Below are 21,010 nucleotides of genomic sequence, written 5' to 3'. Positions count from 1 at the left end.
AGCTCATGGTTACAGTCCTGTGCATAGAAGACGAAGTCGAGATCCGGAACCTCCTCGTCGAAGAATTGAGCGAAGCCGGCTACAAGACGCTCGAGGCATCGAACGGCGCCGAGGGACTGGAAATGATCCTGTCGAAGTGGCCCGATATCGTCATCAGCGACATTTCGATGCCTGTGATGGATGGGCACCAGCTTCTGGCGGAAATTCAGATCAACCACCCCGAGCTTTCCAACATCCCCTTCATCCTGCTGACGGCACTGACCGACCGGGAAAACACGCTAGCCGGCCTGCGCGGCGGAGCGGCGGACTATCTGACGAAGCCGCTCGACTTCGATCTGCTGCTCGCCAAGCTCGAAGGCTGCGTGACGCGTCTTGCCAACGACAAGGCGGTTCACCGGTCGTTCTGATGGTTACCGGGGAGACCCAAGAGAGCCTCATCCTGAGGTGCCCCGCAGGGGCCTCGAAGGGCGGGGCGGGTGCGCCGGGGTTGATGCTTGCAAAGAGCTGCGTTGCGGCGTGTCCTTCGAGGCTTCGCCCTGCGGGTGCGCGCCTCAGGATGAGGGGCGTTGGTGAATTATCGCTCCTAAACAGTCAGCGTTGGTGGATGCCGCCCTCATAAGAGGGGTGGACGCCGCGAGCAGAGGGCGATCGTTCCGCGATGGCCCACCTTCCATCATCCTCTTCTTGCCAGCGCATCACCCAGCACCTCGCACACCCTTGGATCGAGTGTCTGAGACACGTTGAAGCGCATGAAATTCGTTGCCGATTGCGACAGGCTGAATGCGTTTCCTGGTGCCAGAACGATCCTCTTTTCCAGTGCGGCCCGCGCCACATCAGCCGCATCGATGCCTTCGGGCAGCCGGCACCAGAGGAACATCCCGGCCTGGGGCTCCAGCCAGGGCGTTATGCCGAGATTCTTCAGTTTGCCCGAGACCTCGCTCATCGCCCGGGAGAGCCGGTGTCTCAGCGTCTCCATGTGTTTGCGATAGCTGCCGTCGCTCAAGACGTTTAGTACCAGTTCCGCCGTCAGCCGGCCGCCGCCGAAGGAGGTGGCGATCTTGAGGTCTGTTAGGCCGTCGATCCACTCCGGCTTCGCCACGACGAAACCGCAGCGCGCTGAGGCCGACAGGGTTTTCGAGAAACTGCCGATGTGAACGACCCGCTCGAGCCCGTCGAAGGCGGCAAGGCGGGGTGCCGGCGTATATTCGAAATCGGCGAAGATATCGTCCTCGATGATGGCTAGGTCGAACTGGTCGGCGAGTTTTAGAACCCGGTGAGCCGTAACGGGAGACAAGGTTGCGCCGGTCGGATTGTGGATGGCGGAATTGGTGATGTAGAGCCGCGGACGTTCATCGGCGACGATCTGGGCAAATACATCGATGTCGGGACCGGATGGCGTGTAGGGCACACCGACGATCTTTGCCCGATGGGCGCGCAGCAGCGCATGGAAATTGAAATAGCAGGGATCGTCGACCAGCACGGTGTCGCCGGGTTCCAGCAGGAAACGGCAGAGCAGATCGATTGCCTGTGTGCCGGAATCGGCCAGCATGATTTGGTCCGGGGAGGCTTCGATCCCCCGTTCGCCCATGCGCCGCGAAATCAGCTGGCGCAGTTGCGGCAAGCCGAGCGGCGAGCCGTAGTCGGCGAGCGCCGGCCCGTCGGCGCGGGCAAGTGTTCTGAGCCCGCGGCGCATGCCGTCCCCCGGCAGCCAGGAAGGTGGCAGCCAGCCACAGCCGGGCTTCAGGTCGGCTTCGCCGGCCTCCAGCGATTGCCGCGATATCCAGAAGGGATCGACCGCGCGGTCGAGCCTTGGCCCAGCCTCGGCAAGCGCAAAGGGCGCTGCCTGGTTGGCGACGTAGAATCCCGAGCCTGGCCTTGCCAGGATCGCGCCTTCGGCGACCAACCGCTCATAGGCATCGACGACGGTCGAAGTCGACAGCTTCAACGTCGCGGCCAGCCCCCGGACGGAGGGCAGCCTTGCGCCCGGCGTCAGGCTGCGCCCGGTGATGCGCTGCCTGATCGTCGCGATGACCATCTCCACGCGTGTGCGTCCCTCGTTTCATCTGTATTGCTTTCTGCATCATTACAGTTTCGCAAAATCGTATCAGACTGTCACTGTCATGGCCATCGCTGTTGGCCGATAAGGGTTAGGAAATGAAGGAGTGCAGCGCATCATGGACCGCATGGCATCGGGATGGATCAATGGTTTTATCGGGGTGGTGATCTTCAGCGGATCGCTGCCGGCAACCCGCGTGGCGGTGATGCAGTTCGATCCCGTCTTTCTCACCGTGGCGCGCGCGGCGATCGCCGGCTTCCTCGCGCTTGGGCTGCTGATTGCTTTCAGGGAGAAGCGGCCGAGCCGAGGTGATATTCTCTCCCTGGCCGTTGTGGCGCTCGGCGTCGTTGTCGGCTTTCCCCTGCTGACGGCCCTGGCGCTGCAGCATGTCACCTCAGCCCATTCGATCGTCTTCATCGGCCTGCTGCCGCTCGCGACCGCGATCTTCGGCGTGATCCGTGGCGGAGAACGGCCGAAGCCGGCATTCTGGGCCTTTTCCGTTCTCGGCAGCGCGCTGGTGGCGGGATTCGCATTAACGCAAGGCCTGACGGCCTCGCCGGTCGGCGATCTGCTGATGCTGGCGGCGGTCATCGTTTGCGGCCTCGGCTATGCCGAAGGCGGCAGGCTTTCGCGCACGCTCGGTGGGTGGCAGGTGATTTCCTGGGCGCTTGTGTTGTCGCTGCCGGTGACGGTCGCGGTCGCGCTTTTCCATCAGCCGGAGACCTTCTCCGGCATCGAGATGCCGGCGCTGCTCGGCCTTGCCTATGTCTCGCTGTTTTCCATGCTGATCGGCTTCATCTTCTGGTATCGCGGCCTGTCGCAGGGCGGCATCGCCGCCGTCGGTCAACTGCAGTTGCTCCAGCCGTTCTTCGGGCTGGCGCTCGCCGCAACCCTGCTGCACGAGCCCGTGACCTGGGCCATGCTCGCCGTGACCGTTGCCGTCATCCTGTGTGTCGCGGGCGCCCGCAGGTTTGCGCGGTAGGGGGGCGGATCGACCGGGAACCCGTCAACTGAATACGGACGACTTGCCGTCAATCGCGGCTGTTGGAGGCTTGTGCCTTGTCCAAGGCATCCGACAACCAGAGATCCCGTTTTTCATGATAGCAAGGTAAGCCGCCGGTGCAGCGCCTTTCATGTACATATCGCCTTTCCATTCCCCGGAGCGAAACTCCGGACAGCAGATATCCGAAGGCAAGGCAGGTGAATATGCAGGCCCAAACTATTGCGAAGGTGAGCTGTCGCGTCGTCATTGGTACACCCATCAGCCAGACGACGCGACTTAACCAGGCTTCGATTGCCGAAGGCTTTTGGAAATTCGTAAAATTTCAATGATCTTCATGCGGAGGCGACGTTAGATCCCGGCTGCATTTCGAAAGGAAATGTGCTTCCGTTTCACGCGCTTAGTCTTGGCTGTCCAAACAAGCCAACTCATGTCTCTTCAATATTGAATCCATAGGCTCGCGTGACGAGCGCAACACGGATTTCGTACCGGGTGTACCAATCTGACCGGCCGCGATTTTGCGCCTGAACGTGATCGACGACTGATTTCCAGGCTCGAATGCTATCCTCATCCTTCCAATAGGAGATGAGTATGCCGAAACCGTCTGTTCCGCGAGCGCTTTCGAAGCCGAGATAACCCGGCTGCTGTTTTGCAAGTTCCGTCATCGCATAGCCCATCTCGCCATAGCCGTTGTCGACCTTGGTTCGTTGAGATGAAAAACTGACCATATAGTATGGCGGTTCAGGCAAAGCGGCGGTCGACATTTGAGCTCCGATCGGTTGCTATATGCGTGGCTTATCGCCGCGATCGCAGTGACTGCTGTCGGCATACTGCGAAAGAGTAATCTTAGCCGCGGCGAATTACCCCTCATCGTGAGTCATCCACCCGCCATGACAACTCGATGCTGCCATGGCTGCGCCGGAGCTTTTGACAGAATACCATCCATCATGGTTCGACAAGTTCTCGTTGATAGGTATCAGCGATCCGTTGTGACGGCAGCCTAGGCCCTCGCGCTCTCTCAATATCGGGAAGGCGCAAGAGTTGCTCCTATGGCTATGGCGCTCGGCCAGGTCCGCCGGCGGCAGGTGCTGGCCCCGACAATTTCGCTCACCCGTTTTCGTCGACCGTGGCAAACTGCGATGGCGGTGATCGCCGCATTTCTCGCGAGATCCCCATGCAATCGTGCTGAATTCAGAAATTGGAGCTCTGCAATGACCGAAACCGGTCGGCTCCTTGGTTCGGGTAAAGAGGCCAAGGTCTTCGAATTTGGCGCCTTGGCGCTGAAGCTGTACAGGCCAGCCGCCTCCAAGGCGTCGTCCTTCAGGGAGGCTGCAAACCTGTCGATCCTGGAGAGGCTCGCGCTGCCGACGCCAAAGGTCCACGCGGTCGGTGAATTCGATGGGCGCTGGGGCGTGTTGATGGATCGCGCGCCCAGCTCCTGTTTTGCCGACCAATTCGTCTTGACGGCAGGAAGAGCGCCGCTTGAAGACATGGCGCAACTGCATCGAAGACTTCACGAAAAACCCGGCGAAGGGTTGCCGTCTCTCATGGCCAGGCTTTCCGCCAGGATCCAGCAAGCCGAGGGGCTGGATGCTGCGTCCAGAAAGCGGCTCCTGTCAAAACTCGATTCTCTTCCGGATGGCGACAGGGTGTGTCACGGCGATTTTCACCCCTGGAATATTCACGGCTCGGGACGGGGGTTCATGATCGTCGACTGGCTCGACGCGTGCTGCGGCAATCCTCTGGCCGATGTCTGCCGAACATACGTGTTGTTGCACCATGCGATGCCGGACCGGGCGATGGGCTATGTCGAAGCATACGCTTCGGTCACCGGGGCGGAGATCGGCGACATTCTCGCCTGGCTTCCCGCGATTGCCGCCGCCCGGCTGACGGAAGGCGTTGAAAACGAAAACGACCAGCTGTTGCGGTTGGCTGGCGTGAGTTGATAACTGTCGAAGCTCAAGCAAGCGTTGGTCTCCGCTTTGCGCGAAGCCGCCATTACGGCCGGCTATCGGCCCGCTGACCTATTCGCTGTTTCCTCGGCCCTTTGCTTCCCGCACCAGATCCGGCATCCCGTCATGCGGACCGAGGGCGTGGGTGGGATGGTCATCCCACCAATCATCGTGCAGTGGTCGGCGGTGAGGGTGGAGTGGATAGAAGATCCGGTTTTCGGGCTTATGGCGCTCGCCGACGACGAGGAGGTGCACTTCGGCTTGCGTGTTGTTGAGGAAACTATGGGCGATCCCGGTGCCGGCGGGAAATCCGACGGCGTCGCCGGGCTTCAGCCGATGGAGATGGCCATCGAGCCAGACGTCGGGCGCGCCTTCGATGACATAGACGAATTCTTCCTCGGCGCTCTCGGCATGCGGAAAAGATGTGCGCCGGCCAGGCGGCAAGCGCTCGTGATGAATGCCCAATTTTGCCAGGCCGAAATAACCTCCGAAAGGCGCACCAATGCTCATCAGCTCGTTGTCATCGTCATAGTGCGAGTCGTCAGGCCGTTCGATCTCGCTCCAATGGACGACAAAGGCCGGCCGCTCCGACGTTGCCATGGTAATCCTCCTGATGTGAGAGGTTCAGATGATTGAGAACACGGACATGCTGCCGTGAATGGAAGGCGACCGCAAGGGCGAAAAGGTTGCCCGCACGCAAGTGGTGTGGTTGGTCGTCGTTGGCTCAGACGCCTTTCACTGTAACCCTCTCCCGGCAGGGGGACGAAGGGCGGCGCGGCAAAGCGAATTCTTATCAATGGGCAGCCAAAACCCACGTTTCCTCCATTCCTGCGAGAGCACAAGAATGGCAAGAAAAGTGGTGCGCAGCCTGATCACTGGTTATACGACGGCTCACTTGGCGGGCACGACCAGCGGCTCCCCTTTGCGGACGATGTAGGTTGCCAGTTCCGACGCCTTGCCGCTGCCGACATTCTTCGCAGAGTGAGCGACGCCGGTGGGAATGAACAAGGATTGGCCGGCTTTGAGGGTAACCGGCTGCCTGCCCTCGAGTTGGTATTCCAACGTTCCTTCGATGACGAAGGCGATCTCCTCGCCGGGATGCGTGTGACTGGGGGCGAGAACGCCGGGCGCGAAATCGACGCGCACCTGAACGACCTCGTGGCCGGCCACATCGATATCGTTCTTGATAAGATCGGTGCGCTGCAGCGGCTGTTCTGCATGTGCTGTCACTGGGCCGCCGAGAACAAGGGCGAGCGCGATAGCTTGGATCATTTTCATGTCGTCATCCTTCCTGAATTGACCATTTCCGACCGGTTGGCCGCATCGGGATTTAAGTCGATGATTGAACCAGGGATGTGTCGGCAAACCAGCATTTTTGTAAGCCAGTGTATCTGCGGCGCGGCTGGGTTGTTCTGCGTGAGATAACTGTCCAAGATTGGGCCGTCATCGGTTGGCCTACGTTGCTTGTGATAGGGTGTGCCCTGGAGCCCCGCTCTGCCCTGCCCTGCCGGGCATCTCCTCCACAGGTGGGGAGATCACAAGTGGCTTGAACTTCCTGCCCCATCTACCGTTTCGTCGTGCTGGACGCTCATTGTTTGGGAAGCCGGTGCGCCCAGCCAATATCCCCACCTGTGGGGGAGATGGCCGGCAGGCCAGAGGGGGCTTTGCACGGCGCCTTACCCGGCAAGCAATCCCGCCGATCTCTCGCGGCTTTACGCCGCCGACGACGAACCCGCGGTCATGACACTCGCCAAGCTGGCGATGTCGGTAACGCCGCCCGACGACTCGAAGTCGAATATTTTCTGGGTGACCAGGGCGGCGGCACCCCGGGCCCAGGAATTGTCCTCCCAGTCGGGCAAGAGCGGCGGGGCGGTTCGGAAGGTCCGGGCGGAAAGCGCTTCGCGCAGTGGTGTCAGGAAAGGGTCGCCGAGGGAGACGGCTTCGCCGCCGGCGACGATGACTTCGGGGTCGGTGATATTGACGAGATTGGCAAGGGCGGTGCCGATGCCGCGGCCGGAATCGGCGACGAGGGCGAGGGCGGTGGCATCGCCTGATGCGAGCGCAGCCGACAGTTCCGGTAGACCGAGTTCCTCGCGACCGGTCGCTTCCCCCCAGCGCCGGAGCATCGATGCTTCGGAGTGATAGGCCATCAGACAGCCGCGCTTGCCGCATTCGCAGAGCCGGCCGTTCTCCTCGTAAAGCGTGTGGCCGAATTTGCCGGCAGCACCATTGGCACCGCGATAGAGCTTGCCGTCGATGACGAGGGCGCAGCTGATGCCGACGCCGACGGCGAGAACGGCCATGTTGCGATGCTGGCGGCCGAGTCCGAAGAGCTGCTGGGCAATGGCATAGGCGTTGGTGTCGTCTTCCAGCCACACCGGGACATGGACGCGGCTGGCGACGAGCGAGGCGAGGGGGACATTGTCCCATTTGAATCGGTAGCTGCGCACGCAGGCCGTCTGTTCGTGGTTGATGACGCCGGGCATGGAGATGCCGATGCCGGCGAGCTTCGCGTTCGGCCGGCCGGCGAGCTTCACCAGTTCGGGAACGGTGCCCGCCAGCAGGTCGGCGACCTTATCGGGCTCGTGGCCGTCGAGGCTTACCCGCATGGCGGCGACGGGGTTGGTGGCAAGGTCGGTTGCCACGCACTCTACCGAATCCACCATCAGCTTGAAGCCGACGGCAAGCGCGTGTTCGTAATTGATATCCACCGGGATCGGGCGGCGGCCGGTGAGGCCGGGCACGGTCTTCCCTTCGATGACGATGCCTTCCTCCAAGAGGTCGGCGACGACGAAGGTGACGGCGGCCGGGCTCAAGCCGATGACGGTGGCGATGTCGGCACGACTCCTCGGCCCCTCCCGCCGGAGAAGGTTGAGGATGAGGCGTCGGTTCATGGCTCTCGCCGTGGTCTGGTCGCCTTTTAACTTCACTAGGCATTCCTTAATTTTGTAAATTAATTATTGCGAGCTGGAACGATCTATGCATAAGTTCGGCCGCGGATCAACTCAGCAAGGCGGATTATCGCAGGAATCGCGGAGCAGATCGCAGCATTGAATGCCTGGTCGGTCGTTTCATGGAGGAGGCGACGGTCGGGAGATGTCGATCGATCAACTGGGAGGAATTCAATGACATTTTTGAAGCAATTTCCGTCGACCACCCGCAGACGCTTCCTCAAGGGCGCGGGGCTGGTTTCCGCCGCAGCGGTTAGCGGCAGCTTTCCGATCCCGGCGATCGCGCAGGCCCAGGAGGTCACGATGATCTCGGCCGAAAACAATGGCGCTGCGCTCGACGCGCTGAAGGCGATCGCCGCGAGCTTCAGCAAGGAAGCCGGTGTCAACGTCGTCATCAACAATATGGACCACGAGGCCCACAAGACGGCCATTCGCAACTATCTCGTCGCCGGCGCGCCTGACGTCTGCTCCTGGTTTTCGGGCAACCGCATGCGCGCCTTCGTCAAGCGCGGCCTGTTCGACGACATCTCCGACCTTTTCGAGAAGGAGAAGTACAAGGACGTGCTGGGTGCCACGGCCGGCGCCGTCACAGACGACGGCAAGCAATACGGCCTTCCCACAGGCGGCACGCTCTGGGGCATGTTCTACCGCAAGGATGTGTTCGAGCAGCATGGTCTGACCGTGCCGAAGACGGCCGACGAGTTCATGGCCTATGGCGACAAGTGCAAGGCCGCGGGCATCACGCCAGTCGCGATCGGCACCAAGGAATTGTGGCCGGCGGCCGGCTGGTTCGACCAGATGAACCTTCGCATCAACGGCCTCGACAAGCATATGGCGCTGATGAACGGCGAGATGAGCTATCTCGATCCCGCGTTGACGGCGGTTTTCGACCAGTGGGAGGCGATGGTTTCGAAGGGGTTCTTCACGGAGAACCATACGTCCTTCGGCTGGCAGGAGGCCGCGGCGCTGTTGGCGCAGAAGAAGGCCGGCATGATGAACCTCGGCGCTTTCCTGCGCTCGGCTTTCACCGCCGAAGATCTGCCGCAGCTCTCCTATGCGACCTTCCCGGTGCTCGACGCCAAGGTCGGCCACTTCGAGGAGTTCTCGGTCAATTCGATCCACATTCCAGCCAAAGCCAAGAACAAGCAGGGCGCACGCGATTTCCTCGCCTATTTCTACAAGCCGGAGAATCTGGCGGCTTATCTGGAGCCGGGCGGCAACGTGCCGCCGCGCAGCGATCTGCCGCCGAGCAAGGATCCGCTGGTGAATATCGCGGTCGAGACGATGAAGACGGTGCAGGGCACGTCGCAATATTACGACCGCGACAGCGACCCCGACATGGCGCAGGCAGGCCTCGTCGGCTTCCAGGAGTTCATGGCCAAACCCGACCGGCGGAAAGCCATCCTGACGCGGCTCGAAGGCACGCGCAAGCGGATTTACAAGATCTGATCTGGACGTCTCAGCCCAGTTTGTTGGTAGGCTGCGCCCTTCACTCGACGTCATCCTCGGCCTTGTGCCGAGGATCTGCTGCGCATCGACGTGGGCAGATGCTCGGGACAAGCCCGAGTATGACGAAAGAGAGGTTGGCGGGCTTTGCCCGCAGCTTGAGGCGCCCGCAGCCTACTCTTCGCTTGGGTGGCAAAGCGCCGTACGATAATATGAGGCTCCTGAAATGCTGACATTATGGCGCCGCCAGCGTTGGTGGCTCACACCGACTTTGCTCATCGCGCCCGCGATCGTGCTGTTCTTCACGGTCATCCTGCTATCGGCGGTCAGGAGTCTCTGGATCAGCCTGCATGACTGGGATGGCTTTGGCCCGATGGTCTGGATCGGCTTCGGCAATTACGTCGAGCTTTACAACGATCCGCAATTCTACGTGTCGCTGAAGAACAACCTGATCTGGCTGGTGATGTTCATGGCGGCACCACCTCTCGGGCTCGCCATCGCGCTGCTGGTCAACCAGAAAATCCGCGGCATGCGATTCCTGAAGTCGCTGTTCTTCATTCCGCTGGTGCTCGCCTCGGTGACGGTCGGCGTCGTCTTCACCTGGGTCTATACGCCGGAGTTCGGGTTGCTCGCGCTGAGCTTCAGGGCGTTCGGGTCGACGGCGCCGGCAGTTCTCTCCGACGAGCATTTCGTCACTTTCGCGATCGTGATTGCCGCGCTCTGGCCGCAGATCACCTTCTGCATGGTGCTTTATCTCGCCGGCCTCAACAATTTGAGCGAAGAGCTGATCGGGGCAGGGCGCGTCGACGGGGCAAGGGGCTGGAACATGTTGTGGCACATCGTGCTGCCGCAGCTGACCCAGGTCACCTTCATCGCCATTGCCGTCACCGTCGTCGGGGCACTCAGGTCCTTCGACATGGTGTCGGTGATGACGAACGGCGGCCCGTTCGGTTCGTCCTCGGTTCTCGCCTACCAGATGTTCGAACAGTCGATCTTCTCCTACCGCTTCGGTTACGGCGCGGCGATCGCATCGGTGCTGTTCGTGATCATGGCCGCCTTCATCGTCTGGTACCTCAGCCGCATCATCCATACCGAAGAAAGGGGAGGCTGATGTATCCTCGTCCCATTCCCGATGCCGCCATCTGGCAGCGCCGCCTCTATGTGCTCGCCGTCGTCATCGTCCTGCTGCTCTGGCTCTGCCCGCTGTTTGCGATCATCCTCACCTCCTTCCGCTCGACCGAGGATGTCATGGGCGGCAATCTATGGGGATGGCCGACCGGGATCGGCGTCATCGACAACTATACTGATGTCTTCACGCAGACACCGATGGCCCGCTACTTCCTCAACAGCCTGACGATCACCATTCCCTCGGTGATCGGCGTGCTGGTGCTCTCCACGCTCGCCGGCTATGTGCTGTCGCGCTACCGCTTTCCCGGCAACATGCTGATTTTCGCGCTGTTTGTCGGCGGCAATTTCCTGCCGCACCAGATCATGATGATCCCGGTGCGGGACCTGATGGTCCGGCTTGATCTGATCGATACCACGGCATCGCTGATCATCTTCCACGTCGCCTTCCAGACGGGCTTTGCCACGCTGTTCATGCGCAATTTCATCGCAGCACTACCCGACGAGCTGTTCCAGGCGGCGCGCGCCGAGGGGGCGTCTCCCTTCCAGACCTTATGGCATGTAGCGATTCCGCTGGTGCGGCCGGCGCTGGCCGCACTCGCCATCCTGATCTTCACCTTCATCTGGAACGATTATTTCTGGGCCGTGGTGCTGACCGTTAGCGACTCCGTCAAGCCTGTTACCGCCGGCCTTGCCAATCTTCGCGGCGAATGGGTGTCAGCATGGAACCTGATTTCCGCCGGCACCATCGTCGTCGCGGTGCCGCCCGTTATCATGTTCTTCCTGATGCAGCGGCACTTCATCGCCGGTCTGACGATGGGCGCGGTGAAGGGATGAGCGATCTCGACAACAGGTCCTTGGAAGTTCCGATTTCAACAGCAGAGAGCCAGGACGCATGACCAGTCTCGAACTCCGACAGATCAACAAGAATTACGGCGCCTATCATGCGCTGCGCGGCATCGATCTTTCCGTAGCGCATGGCGAATTCATCGTCATGGTCGGCCCCTCCGGCTGCGGCAAGTCCACGCTTTTGAAGACGATCGCTGGCCTGGAGGAGATCTCCTCCGGCCAGATCCTGATCAACGGTCGTGACGTCAGCAAACAGGAGCCAGGGGATCGCGGCATCGCCATGGTCTTCCAGTCCTACGCGCTCTATCCGCATATGACGGTGGCGGAGAACATGGGCTTCGGTTTGCGCATGGCCAAGCGCCCGAAGGCAGAGATCGAGGCGGCCGTGGCGCGCGCGGCCAAGATCCTGAGGATCACCGATCAGTTGGAGAAGCGGCCGAAGCAGCTCTCCGGCGGGCAGCGGCAGCGTGTGGCGATCGGCCGGGCCATCACCCGTTCGCCCGACGTCTTCCTGTTCGACGAGCCGCTGTCGAACCTCGATGCGGCACTTCGAACCCAGATGCGTGTCGAGCTCAGCAGCCTGCACGCCGAGCTCGGCGCCACCATGGTCTATGTCACCCACGACCAGGTGGAGGCCATGACCATGGCAAGCCGCATCGTCGTCTTGAACCAGGGGGTGATCGAGCAGGTCGGCTCGCCGCTCGAACTCTACCGCAACCCTGACAATCTCTTCGTCGCGGGCTTTCTCGGCGCCCCGCGGATGAACTTCCTCGGCGTTACCCTCGACGAGGTGTCCGGCCGCAATGTCACGGTCTCCGCACCGGGTCTCGTGCCGGTGACGGTGGAACTGGCGGAGGCGACCGTGCTGGCGAAGGGCACCAGCCTGACGCTCGGTGTGAGGCCGGAAAACATATCGATGGTCGCCGACGGGGCGCAAGGCGGGGCGATCAACGGTGCAGTCCGACTGGTCGAGCATCTCGGGCGCGAAACCATTCTCTATATCGACGCCGGCAATCTCAGGACCATCGCCTCGGAAAGCGGCACCGGCAACATCACGGTGCAGTTGAGCTACGTCGCGCCTTTTGCCGCCGACCAGAACGTGGCGCTGAAGCTCGATGCCAGCGAACTCTATCTCTTCTCGCCCGATGGCGGACGCACGATCAGCGCCCGCAAGACGACCCTCGACAGATAATCACAGGAAACATCACCGTGTCCGACAAGACCCTCTCCGTATGGAACTCCGTCAACACCGACCGCTTCCTCGTCGGCGCCCCGCATTATCCCGAGCACGTCGATGAAAGCTACTGGGAGCGCGATGCCGAGCGCATGGCGAAGGCCGGCTTCAACGTGGTCAGAATGGCCGAATTCGCCTGGCATATTCTCGAGCCGAAGCTCGGCACCTTCGATTTCGATCTCTTCGACCGCGCCATCGCCATGCTCGGGCGTTACGGCATCGACACGATCATGTGCACGCCGACAGCCACGCCGCCGCGCTGGCTGACCGTGGCGCATCCAGAGATTCTGAGGATCGACGGCAAGGGCCGGCCGATGAGCCATGGCTCGCGCCAGCATTGCGACACGGCAAGCCCCGTCTTTCGCGAGCACAGCCGACGTATCACCAAAGCGATGGCCGAGCATTATCGCGACAATCCTTTTGTCGTCGGCTGGCAGACCGACAACGAGCTGAACACCAGCATGCCGGAAAGTTTTTCCAAGGCGACGCTCACCGAATTCCAGGCCTTCCTTGCCGGCAAATACGGCGAAATCGGCAAGCTCAACACGGCGTGGGGCGGCGATTTCTGGGCGACGGCCTATGACGGCTTCGACCAGGTGGTGCTGCCGATCGAGTTCGGCCCGACCTTCCCGAGTCCCGGCCACCTGCAGGATTATCATCGATTCCTCGCCTTCTCAACGGCGCGCTTCCAGCACGACCAGGTGGAGATCCTGCGCGCCGTTAAATCCTCCTGGTTCGTCTTCCACAATCTCGGCGGGCTCAGGGATATCGACTTTCGCGGCCAGTTCACCACCGATCTCGATTTCGTCGGCTACGACATCTACCCGATGCTCTACGACGAGTTTCAGCGGCTCGGAAACCACGCCAAGGTCCAGGCGCTGCATCTCGATATCTGCCGCGGTTTTTCGGGCAACTATATCGTTCCCGAGCAGCAATCGGGCTTCGGCAGCCAGCCGGGTTTCTGCACGCTGACGCCGGAGCCGGGCGAACTGCGCCGCATGGCGCTTTCCTCGGTCGCCCATGGCGCCGACGGGTTGATGTTCTTCCGCTGGCGCCCCGCGCATTTCGGCGCGGAGATCTATTGGATGGGCATCATCGACCACGACGATGTCGCTCGCCATCGCTATGACGAGGCGAAACGCTTCGCCACCGAGATGAGCGCGCTGGCGCCCAAGATCCTCGGCACCTATGTGCGCATGGATGTCGGCATTGCCGGGTCCGATTTCGACAATCAGGAAGCCCACAAGACCTATCCGATCGGCCTGCCGAGCCCACAGGACGATGCGATCCTGCTGCACCAATATTGCTACGACCACGGCATTGCCTGTGGCTTCATTCATCCCGAGGACGATCTTTCCAAGCTGAAGCTGCTCTATGTCCCACACTGGGTGATGTGGAAGGACGAATGGACCGAAAGGCTGAAATCCTTCGCGGAGCAGGGCGGCACCGTCGTCATCGGCGCGCGCACCGGCACACGCAACGAAGACAACCACGTCATCCGCGAGACCGCGCCCGGCACCTCGCTGTCGCAGCTCACAGGCGTGCGCGTCGAGGATTTCGGCCGGCTTGCCGCTCCCGGCGCCAACGGGCTCTTCGATGTGATGGAGCGTTCGGGCGGGCTTGTCATTCCTCCGAACAAGCCGGCGGAATCGCACCGCCGCGAACGCCGCTTCAAGATCGGCAACCGCGAACTGGCTGCCGGCCATTTTTATGAAAACCTGGCGATCGCAAGCGATGTCGAGGTGGTGGCGGCCTGGTCCAACCGCTATGCCGAGGGCCAGCCGATGGCGACGTCGCGCAAGCTCGGCAAGGGGCAGGTGGTCTATGTCGGCACCTATCTCACCCCGGATCTGACGGCAGCGCTCGCCGAGCGGCTGTTTGCGCCCGTCGGCATCGAGCCGCTGATTGGCGACCTTCCCGAGGGCGTCGAGGTGACCATGCGGATGAATGAGGACCGCCGGCTGCTGTTCATCCAGAACTACACCGACCAGCCGGCCGCCATCGGCGGCGTTCCCGCCGGTCGCGACCTGCTTGATGACGAAAAGCCGGTTGCCGGCAGGCTCGATCTCGAAGGCTACGGCTGCGCGATCATCGAGCTCGCGGGGTGAGGCGGCTTTCACGTGCAAGGCAGGGGCCGCAGACCGGCCTCTGTCCGATCAACGCGGGTTCGCAAACGACCGATGATTTTCAATACGGCGACACGTTGTCAGCAAACGCGATCGGTCGATGGCTACGATCTGGTCGGGACGTCGACAAACATGACTGCCGACGTGAAACGAATTCCGCACGCTCGAAGGCCCATCACAACACAGGGACTTTGAGGTGATGGATGATCGACCGTCATCTTGGAGCAATTCGAGCAAAGGGTTCTGCGTCTGAAATTGATAAAAAAAGAGCATCTCCGTAATCAAACAAAACGGAAATGCTCTTCGTAGTTTAGTGCGGAGCCGTACTTGTCGGCTCCACACCGCTCGCAACTGATTTATCGGCTATTCCTCGGATGTCGCCGGCGCGGCGTTCTCCAGAGAGGTGCGGATTTGATCGATTTTCCCGTTTGCGTCGCCAACCCCCAGGATGGTTTTGGCTTCATCCAAAACCGCCGGGCTGACTTCACCGGTTTTTGTCGCTGAAGCCAATGCGTCCTCCAGCGCCTGATCCCCCAATAGAGGGTCATCGGCTGCGGGCTCGATTCCATTGTCGAGTTCATACTGGGCATAAGCCACGGCATAGGCCGCGATAGCCGTCATGCGTGGGTCAGACGTATGCATCAACGCCTTGTAGTTTCGCTTCAAGGAGTTCAGACCCGCAAGTTGCGCCGACAGGTTCTTTTCTTTGGTGCTGACTTTGGTCTCGTCTGCCTTGATGGACTTGGACTTGCTTGCCGCCTCGGTGGATTTGCCTTTCACACCTTGAGATTTGGAGTTGCCATAGGTTGAACCGCTACCCTGGCTGCTGCTGCCATGGTTGCCGCTGTTTCCACTGCCGCCGCCGTGACCGCCGCCGCCATTGCCCCCACTGTTGCCGCCACCGTTTCCACCGCTCTTTGCCTGTGCGGTCATGTCGATTCCGGCGATCGTTGCCGGGCTTGCTGCAAGAGCCAGCGAGAGCACGGCCAAGGACGCTAAGGTTGCTATCCGCATTGTTTCCTCCAAATCGGATCAAGCGCCGTGCAGATGCACCGCTTGAACAGATACGAGAGGTTAGACGGTGATCGCCAACCGCACATCGGACCGAGGTCCGATGCCGGCCCCGGCAATGGTCCTAGATGGCGTGGAATACTTAACGAATCCCTTTTCGTCCCAACGCGGCTTTCGGTTTGAAGCCAATTGCTGCTCAGTATTTTTCATCGATCACGTCTGCAGACGCGTCGCGGGAGGGGCGACACAGCGGCGGCGAACACGTCTCGGCGCAGGGCACTTTCGCCCAAAGAGAATCACGCCAAGCGCAAATCGAGAAGCGGATGCAGCTTCTTGAGATTCGGGAGGGACTTCGCTTGCCAAGGATATTGATTGGTGCCTTTGACGACGAGCAGGAGGTCGCCCATCTTTCTGGCTTCAATCGTCAGCTTAGCCAGGAGATTTATGCCAGAGGAATTGAGGAATTCGAGGCCTGTGAGGTTGAACGTCACCTGTTTGTGCCCCTCATGGAGCAGGCCGAATACCAATGAGTAAATCGGCGCATAGGCGTCCGGTCCCGCCAGCCGGAATACGCCATCGAAATACACCTCGTTTTTCTCAGCCCATACGCGGAAGTTTTCGTCGCTGATTTCCATTCTTCGCTCACGGATTGGAGGAGGGCGGCATCGCCACAGCTGCAGTCGTCGTCAGTATGATACGCTGGTCGTTGTTCTCTTCGAATGCCCATGCCATTTTTGCATCGTAATCGCTCAGAAGGGTGAGCAACCCCAATCCCGAACCGCTTTCTGCCGATATGGCATTGGTTTCGATTTGCTCAAGAAGAAGTTCCCCGGGGTCCCTCGATTGCAGGCGATGCAGCAGTTGCTGAAAGCGAGAGGATGTCACGCCATCGATCGTGTTCTTCACCCTTATTAAAAAAGTACCGTCGAATATACCGGCTTCAATGAGAATCTCCCCAGGCTGTCGAAACTTAACGGCATTTTCGATCAACTCATTGCTGAGATATCCGATGTCATGATGCGCCTGCACATAGTCTTTTCTTGAACGGGAATACCGCAGAGCCATGACTTCTGCGATAAAGTCCGAAGTCATTCCTGAGTGCTTCCATCCAAGCTGAAGCGGTCCGTCGTTTAACGTGAGGCGAGTGCTTGAATCCAAGCTTATGCCCGCCAGAGATTCCATACCATATACCGTTGGCGTCATGTCTCACCTATGCCGCACTGCGAGAAGCGTGATGTCGTCGTAGATCTTCTGAGATCCAATGAAGAGCATCAGTGTCGTTACAATTCCGGAAACGACTTTCTCAGCGCTCTGATCCTTCAAGCGAAGTGCTTCGCGGCACAGACGTTCGATGCCGAATAGTTCTCCCGCGTCGTTTTCGGCTTCTGTTACGCCGTCCGTATGCAAGAGTATGAGGTCCCCTTTATCGAAGGCTATTTCACGGGTTTTAATGAAGGCAGAAATGTCCGCTTCCAACCCGATTGGTATGCCGAGATCCATGGTATCTATGCGCTCGACTTCGCCGTTCGCCCGCACGACAACAACTTCCTCGTGTTGTCCCGACAGGATCATCTCTTTTCCGTCGTAATCAAGAAACGCCAGAGTGAGATGCTTGTCGATTTTAGTCCTCACGATATTTTTAAACAGGGCGCTGTTCAGGTCCGTGAGAAATTTGACTGCATCGGTGTTTCCGGCCTCCTGCAGGGCGCGGGCGACGGACTGAACCATCAACATCAACACGCCGCTTTCGAGCCCGTGTCCGGTGACGTCGCCGATGCCAATCTTCAATCGGCTTCCGTTCTTCAATACATCGTAATAATCGCCACCGACTTCTTCCGCCGGTCTCATATAGGCTGCGATCTCGAGGGCCTGAAATTCTTCAAGCTCCTGATGCAGCGGAAGAACCATGAGCTGGATTCTCTCGGCGACGGCCAGCTCTGTTCCGAGACGTCGATTTTCACGCTGGAGCTGTGCGTTCAGTGTCGAAATCTCTTCCTTTGCATCTTCGATTTGAGCGGTTCGCTCTTCGACGAGCTGCTCGAGATTTTCGGTGTGATAGCTGATCTCTTCGGCCATGCGATTGAAGGCTTCACCGGCCTCACCGACTTCGTCCCTGCTTGTGATGGCCACTCTGACGGAATAATCCTTCGCCTGAATCCGTTTGGCGGCCCCTGCCAGGGCGCTGATTCCGCTGGTTATTCGTTTCGAGGCCGCAAAGACCGCGATCGTCACGACCAGCAGGGACATCAGGATCGCCAGAATTTGGTAGAGCACGATCCGGTTCGTTGCTTCAGAAATCTTGGCCTGGGCCGCATAGAGCGAGGCATCGATTTCTCGCTCGGGCACAACCACCCCCAGCAACATCGCCTCTTGCCGAACCGGGCCACTGACCCAGAGATTGGTCGCCGGCAGTTTCTTGACGATAGCGATATAGGGGACCTCGTTGCCGTCCTGCTGCAGTAGCAGGTGCTGAATGCCCTGTTCTCGGTCAAGAGCCAGTTTGGCGATGGCAGGCTGGGAGCTTCCCTTCAGGGAGCGCTCCAGGCCGGTCAAGGCGCCGGCTCCGCTCGCATCGCTCGCAGAACGCAGACCGAGGGTTTTTTCTCCTGTGCTGTTGATCGCCACAACGTTTCCGTCGGACATTGCGAGAAATCCAAAGCCGGACTGGGCCACTTTCACATTCTCAACAATCTGCGCGAGCTGGTCGAGTGTGATGTCCGCGCCAGCCGTCCCGGCGACATCCTTCCGGTCGGCTGTCCACAATGGATGAAAGAAACTGACGATCAGCTTTCCGGTAATGGCATCGGTATATGGAGCGGTCTGCGTGATATCGTCGGCGACCGGCCGCGTTTTCGCGTCCTTGGCCCAGCCCTGCCAGGACTCGTAAAGCCCGGGGAAAAAGAAGTCCCAGAAATCGGCTTCGTTATGCCCCGAATAAAGGCGATCGAAGGTCTGAGCCTGGTCGGTGTAAGGCGCCGTCCTGAAGATTGGCCGTTCTTTCGGTCCGATGTAGTACATCTGCAGCTTGGAAGCGCCGTGCTGCAGCAGGCTCGGCGCAACGATGTCGAGAACCGCGCTCGTCTCTAGATCGCGCTGGATGTCGGGTTTCGGCCGATGGTCAGGTCCGAGCAAGTAACCCCAGACGCTCACAACCGAAGCGGAGCCGGGCAGGTTCTGAGACCATTTTCCCTTCTCGTCGTAAACAAGGCTGACGCTGCCAGGCGATGTGCGGGCGATCGCCGCGCCGACATCGGAATTACGCTCGGGATCGTCGATCTGCGCCTGGAGCACACCCGCCAAGGTGCCGACGTCGCTATGAACCTGCCGCAGGAGCAAACTCACCTGGGCTGCGGTGGAATCGGCATAGGTGCGGATGTATTCCTGGCTTGCTGCTTCGAGACCCTGTCCGACTTCGAGGGTGGCGTCGCGCGACAGCCTCTGAACATTCCAAAGCGCTAGGCCGCCGCTGACCAGCAAGTCGAAAAGGACGGCGCCACCGACGACCAGGATGAACTTCGCCCGAAATGAGCCCAGTCGTGCCGGTCTCTTCGATGATGATCTCCCGTCCATCACAGCGGCTTTCGGCCGGAAGCGGCCCAGATCGGCCAGCCTGCATAACCCTTGGGGTGAAGAGCAGCAAAGATATGATCTCTGAAACCTTGCCGGAACCTGCGAATGAAATCTGATGAGTCACCCCGCCGGACGGCCATCTCGCCCGCGTAGACATTCTCCCAAGCTTCGATGATGTCTGCGAAGTCTTGGGGATCCCCGTCAAGATTCGTGACCATAAAGCAATCGACCTTGATGCTATCGAACCCGGCGTCAGCAAGGAGATGGCGGCTTTTCGGCCCCATCTCGACATCCATGTCGAAATGCTTGAACAGTTTGGCGACTTCCTCGTAAGTCCATTTTATGGATTCAGCATGTGGCTCGCCCAAACAATGCGAATTTTTTTCATTGGTAATGTAGACACGGCCGCCAGGCTTACAGATGCGGTAAAGCTCCCTGAGCAGCATCTCGGGACGGTCGAAAATCTGTAGCGAATGTCGGCAGGTCACAAAGTCGAATTGATCGTCTCGCAGCAGCATTTGGGAGGCGTCACCGTAGGTGTATTCGATTCCCTGCAGATCGAAGTCGGCAGCGACCCTGCGTGCATATTCGAGGCTGCGCAGGGAATGGTCCAGTGCAACAAGGCGTGCCGGTTTAAATTCTCGTTGAACCAAGGCAGCGAAGTCACCAATTCCGCAACAGATATCCGCGATGACAAGACCGCTGCGTAAACCGTGGCGAGGCAACAGTTCGCGTTCGTGCCTCCATGTCATTTTCGTCTGGGTGCGCAGAATGGGAATGAAGCTCTCATCCTCGACAAAGCTCTGGCCTGGATAAAACGCCGAATCGTAAACTTCAACCGACAGGTTTGGTTGTGCTGCCGCCAAGGTCTGGAACAACGAGGTCGACCATGCCACCACGCTTGACGTAACGATGACGATCTTCCGTTCCGGCATGGTCCGGCAGCTTGCCGTGAGCACCTCGGAAAGGGCTGCGAAGGCCGTCATGTTGATATGCGTCAGGCGTTTGACATTCAGGTAAACGACGCCGCTGTATTTTTCCAAACTTTGCTGCGCGAGTTCGAGAGCATCGGCAATCTCGTCGGGGCTTTCAGGCCGCATCTTGCCGGTCAACAACAGCTCCTGATTTGTCGGATCAAAATGAACGGTGAAGGGGCGGGCAAGCAGGGTCATCGGAAATCCTCGACCGAGGGGAAATCCGCTATGATTTGCATCCTGCGGGCGCCGTCTTGCTCAATTCGGATAGCGGCGCGGAAAATGGTTGCCAGATCTCTGAGCAAAATCGTCCCGCCGGACTTCAGGTCAGACCCGGCGCCCGGTAGAGACTGGCGTTCACTTGATTTCATACTCGTACTCTCGCGGTCCTCGCGGGCAAAGGCAATTCTCAGCCGGTTGAACGTCGCGCCCCGATAGAGACTGAAACTTATCCTTCCCGGCTCACCCGTCGAGCGGAAGGCTAGTTCAACGAGCTCGTTGGCTGCGACGGAAAGAAAATTCGAATATCGAGCGGGATCGCTGTGACCTTGGCCGAGAATGTCTGAGAGATATTCGGTAATCCTGTCGCAAAACTGCCACTGAGATTTGAACGTCGCAACGTTCAATTCCAGCGATACCATCGGCGCCAATGCATGGTCATCGAAGCCAGATGCTTCCTCTTCCAATACAGCCTCCATCAGTTGTCTGGAGCTTCA

The 21,010-nt window shown here is 59.8% G+C and carries 18 protein-coding genes and 1 pseudogene; 8 read left to right on the top strand and 11 right to left on the bottom strand.

Annotated features, from left to right (window positions below):
- Positions 1-5: 5 nt before the first annotated feature.
- Complete coding sequence (locus HFO99_RS04995; RefSeq protein WP_003560657.1) at positions 6-407, top strand: PleD family two-component system response regulator; 402 nt, start codon at positions 6-8, stop codon at positions 405-407.
- Positions 408-673: 266 nt separating this feature from the next.
- Here HFO99_RS04995 and HFO99_RS04990 read toward each other — a convergent pair.
- A pseudogene (locus HFO99_RS04990) lies at positions 674-2,084 on the bottom strand (PLP-dependent aminotransferase family protein).
- Positions 2,085-2,174: 90 nt separating this feature from the next.
- Between HFO99_RS04990 and HFO99_RS04985 the strand changes: the two are divergent.
- On the top strand, positions 2,175-3,038 hold the full coding sequence (locus HFO99_RS04985) for a DMT family transporter (RefSeq protein WP_222331758.1): 864 nt from the start codon (positions 2,175-2,177) through the stop codon (positions 3,036-3,038).
- A 446-nt stretch (positions 3,039-3,484) separates the two neighbouring features.
- Here the strand turns inward: HFO99_RS04985 and HFO99_RS04980 are convergent, their stop codons facing one another.
- Positions 3,485-3,820, bottom strand: coding sequence for an antibiotic biosynthesis monooxygenase family protein (locus tag HFO99_RS04980; protein WP_222331641.1), 336 nt, complete (start codon positions 3,818-3,820; stop codon positions 3,485-3,487).
- A 447-nt stretch (positions 3,821-4,267) separates the two neighbouring features.
- Between HFO99_RS04980 and HFO99_RS04975 the strand changes: the two genes are divergently transcribed.
- On the top strand, positions 4,268-5,002 hold the full coding sequence (locus tag HFO99_RS04975; protein ID WP_222359909.1) for a phosphotransferase family protein: 735 nt from the start codon (positions 4,268-4,270) through the stop codon (positions 5,000-5,002).
- Positions 5,003-5,080: 78 nt separating this feature from the next.
- Here the strand turns inward: HFO99_RS04975 and HFO99_RS04970 are convergent, their stop codons facing one another.
- The 3 genes from HFO99_RS04970 to HFO99_RS04960 form a co-directional block, all read right to left on the bottom strand.
- Positions 5,081-5,608: a cupin domain-containing protein gene (locus HFO99_RS04970; protein WP_222359701.1), complete on the bottom strand. Its 528-nt coding sequence runs from the start codon at positions 5,606-5,608 to the stop codon at positions 5,081-5,083.
- Positions 5,609-5,899: 291 nt separating this feature from the next.
- Positions 5,900-6,286: a cupin domain-containing protein gene (locus HFO99_RS04965; protein ID WP_222359699.1), complete on the bottom strand. Its 387-nt coding sequence runs from the start codon at positions 6,284-6,286 to the stop codon at positions 5,900-5,902.
- 434 nt (positions 6,287-6,720) lie between these two features.
- Positions 6,721-7,938 (bottom strand): ROK family protein, encoded by a 1,218-nt coding sequence (locus HFO99_RS04960; protein WP_222359697.1) that lies wholly within the window; start codon positions 7,936-7,938, stop codon positions 6,721-6,723.
- Between the two features lie 195 nt (positions 7,939-8,133).
- Between HFO99_RS04960 and HFO99_RS04955 the strand changes: the two genes are divergently transcribed.
- The 5 genes from HFO99_RS04955 to HFO99_RS04935 all read left to right on the top strand — a co-directional run bounded on the left by HFO99_RS04955 (position 8,134) and on the right by HFO99_RS04935 (position 14,721).
- Positions 8,134-9,408 (top strand): ABC transporter substrate-binding protein, encoded by a 1,275-nt coding sequence (locus HFO99_RS04955; RefSeq protein ID WP_222359695.1) that lies wholly within the window; start codon positions 8,134-8,136, stop codon positions 9,406-9,408.
- Positions 9,409-9,631: 223 nt separating this feature from the next.
- On the top strand, positions 9,632-10,516 hold the full coding sequence (locus HFO99_RS04950) for a carbohydrate ABC transporter permease (RefSeq protein ID WP_222359693.1): 885 nt from the start codon (positions 9,632-9,634) through the stop codon (positions 10,514-10,516).
- Complete coding sequence (locus HFO99_RS04945; RefSeq protein WP_222359691.1) at positions 10,516-11,367, top strand: carbohydrate ABC transporter permease; 852 nt, start codon at positions 10,516-10,518, stop codon at positions 11,365-11,367. The genes HFO99_RS04950 and HFO99_RS04945 overlap by 1 nt, the downstream gene beginning before the upstream one ends.
- Before the next feature lie 58 nt (positions 11,368-11,425).
- Positions 11,426-12,571, top strand: coding sequence for an ABC transporter ATP-binding protein (locus tag HFO99_RS04940; protein WP_222359689.1), 1,146 nt, complete (start codon positions 11,426-11,428; stop codon positions 12,569-12,571).
- 17 nt (positions 12,572-12,588) lie between these two features.
- Positions 12,589-14,721, top strand: coding sequence for a beta-galactosidase (locus tag HFO99_RS04935; protein ID WP_222359687.1), 2,133 nt, complete (start codon positions 12,589-12,591; stop codon positions 14,719-14,721).
- A gap of 381 nt (positions 14,722-15,102) precedes the next feature.
- On the opposite strand, the gene HFO99_RS04930 is transcribed toward HFO99_RS04935, so the two are convergent.
- The 6 genes from HFO99_RS04930 to HFO99_RS04905 all read right to left on the bottom strand — a co-directional run bounded on the left by HFO99_RS04930 (position 15,103) and on the right by HFO99_RS04905 (position 20,980).
- Positions 15,103-15,753, bottom strand: a complete 651-nt coding sequence (locus HFO99_RS04930; RefSeq protein ID WP_222359685.1) for a hypothetical protein — start codon at positions 15,751-15,753, stop codon at positions 15,103-15,105.
- A 293-nt stretch (positions 15,754-16,046) separates the two neighbouring features.
- Positions 16,047-16,385 carry a slr1659 superfamily regulator gene (locus HFO99_RS04925; RefSeq protein ID WP_003560625.1) on the bottom strand — a complete coding sequence of 113 codons (339 nt, stop codon included), beginning with the start codon at positions 16,383-16,385 and terminating at the stop codon, positions 16,047-16,049.
- A 7-nt stretch (positions 16,386-16,392) separates the two neighbouring features.
- The gene (locus HFO99_RS04920) at positions 16,393-16,953 is read right to left on the bottom strand and encodes a slr1658 superfamily regulator (RefSeq protein WP_222359683.1); all 561 of its coding nucleotides are present in this window, start codon (positions 16,951-16,953) and stop codon (positions 16,393-16,395) included.
- 3 nt (positions 16,954-16,956) lie between these two features.
- Entirely contained in the window at positions 16,957-19,320 is a 2,364-nt protein-coding gene (locus HFO99_RS04915; RefSeq protein ID WP_222291355.1) for a SpoIIE family protein phosphatase, read from the bottom strand.
- On the bottom strand, positions 19,320-20,492 hold the full coding sequence (locus HFO99_RS04910; RefSeq protein WP_222359681.1) for a class I SAM-dependent methyltransferase: 1,173 nt from the start codon (positions 20,490-20,492) through the stop codon (positions 19,320-19,322). The genes HFO99_RS04915 and HFO99_RS04910 overlap by 1 nt, the downstream gene beginning before the upstream one ends.
- Positions 20,489-20,980, bottom strand: coding sequence for a hypothetical protein (locus HFO99_RS04905; RefSeq protein WP_222249540.1), 492 nt, complete (start codon positions 20,978-20,980; stop codon positions 20,489-20,491). The genes HFO99_RS04910 and HFO99_RS04905 overlap by 4 nt, the downstream gene beginning before the upstream one ends.
- Between the last annotated feature and the right edge of the window lie 30 nt (positions 20,981-21,010).

It is taken from the genome of Rhizobium leguminosarum (genome assembly GCF_019798305.1).
Classification (GTDB): Bacteria; Pseudomonadota; Alphaproteobacteria; order Rhizobiales; family Rhizobiaceae; genus Rhizobium; species Rhizobium leguminosarum_U.
This window is presented reverse-complemented; position numbering and strand designations above follow the sequence as displayed.

Excerpts from the sequence above, each read along its gene's own strand:
- HFO99_RS04995 (WP_003560657.1), top strand. The coding sequence starts at position 6 with ATGGTTACAGTCCTGTGCATAGAAGACGAAGTCGAGATCCGGAACCTC.
- HFO99_RS04985 (WP_222331758.1), top strand. The coding sequence starts at position 2,175 with ATGGACCGCATGGCATCGGGATGGATCAATGGTTTTATCGGGGTGGTG.
- HFO99_RS04980 (WP_222331641.1), bottom strand. The coding sequence starts at position 3,820 with ATGTCGACCGCCGCTTTGCCTGAACCGCCATACTATATGGTCAGTTTT.
- HFO99_RS04975 (WP_222359909.1), top strand. The coding sequence starts at position 4,268 with ATGACCGAAACCGGTCGGCTCCTTGGTTCGGGTAAAGAGGCCAAGGTC.
- HFO99_RS04970 (WP_222359701.1), bottom strand. The coding sequence starts at position 5,608 with ATGGCAACGTCGGAGCGGCCGGCCTTTGTCGTCCATTGGAGCGAGATC.
- HFO99_RS04965 (WP_222359699.1), bottom strand. The coding sequence starts at position 6,286 with ATGAAAATGATCCAAGCTATCGCGCTCGCCCTTGTTCTCGGCGGCCCA.
- HFO99_RS04955 (WP_222359695.1), top strand. The coding sequence starts at position 8,134 with ATGACATTTTTGAAGCAATTTCCGTCGACCACCCGCAGACGCTTCCTC.
- HFO99_RS04950 (WP_222359693.1), top strand. The coding sequence starts at position 9,632 with ATGCTGACATTATGGCGCCGCCAGCGTTGGTGGCTCACACCGACTTTG.
- HFO99_RS04945 (WP_222359691.1), top strand. The coding sequence starts at position 10,516 with ATGTATCCTCGTCCCATTCCCGATGCCGCCATCTGGCAGCGCCGCCTC.
- HFO99_RS04940 (WP_222359689.1), top strand. The coding sequence starts at position 11,426 with ATGACCAGTCTCGAACTCCGACAGATCAACAAGAATTACGGCGCCTAT.
- HFO99_RS04930 (WP_222359685.1), bottom strand. The coding sequence starts at position 15,753 with ATGCGGATAGCAACCTTAGCGTCCTTGGCCGTGCTCTCGCTGGCTCTT.
- HFO99_RS04925 (WP_003560625.1), bottom strand. The coding sequence starts at position 16,385 with ATGGAAATCAGCGACGAAAACTTCCGCGTATGGGCTGAGAAAAACGAG.
- HFO99_RS04920 (WP_222359683.1), bottom strand. The coding sequence starts at position 16,953 with ATGACGCCAACGGTATATGGTATGGAATCTCTGGCGGGCATAAGCTTG.
- HFO99_RS04915 (WP_222291355.1), bottom strand. The coding sequence starts at position 19,320 with ATGGACGGGAGATCATCATCGAAGAGACCGGCACGACTGGGCTCATTT.
- HFO99_RS04910 (WP_222359681.1), bottom strand. The coding sequence starts at position 20,492 with ATGACCCTGCTTGCCCGCCCCTTCACCGTTCATTTTGATCCGACAAAT.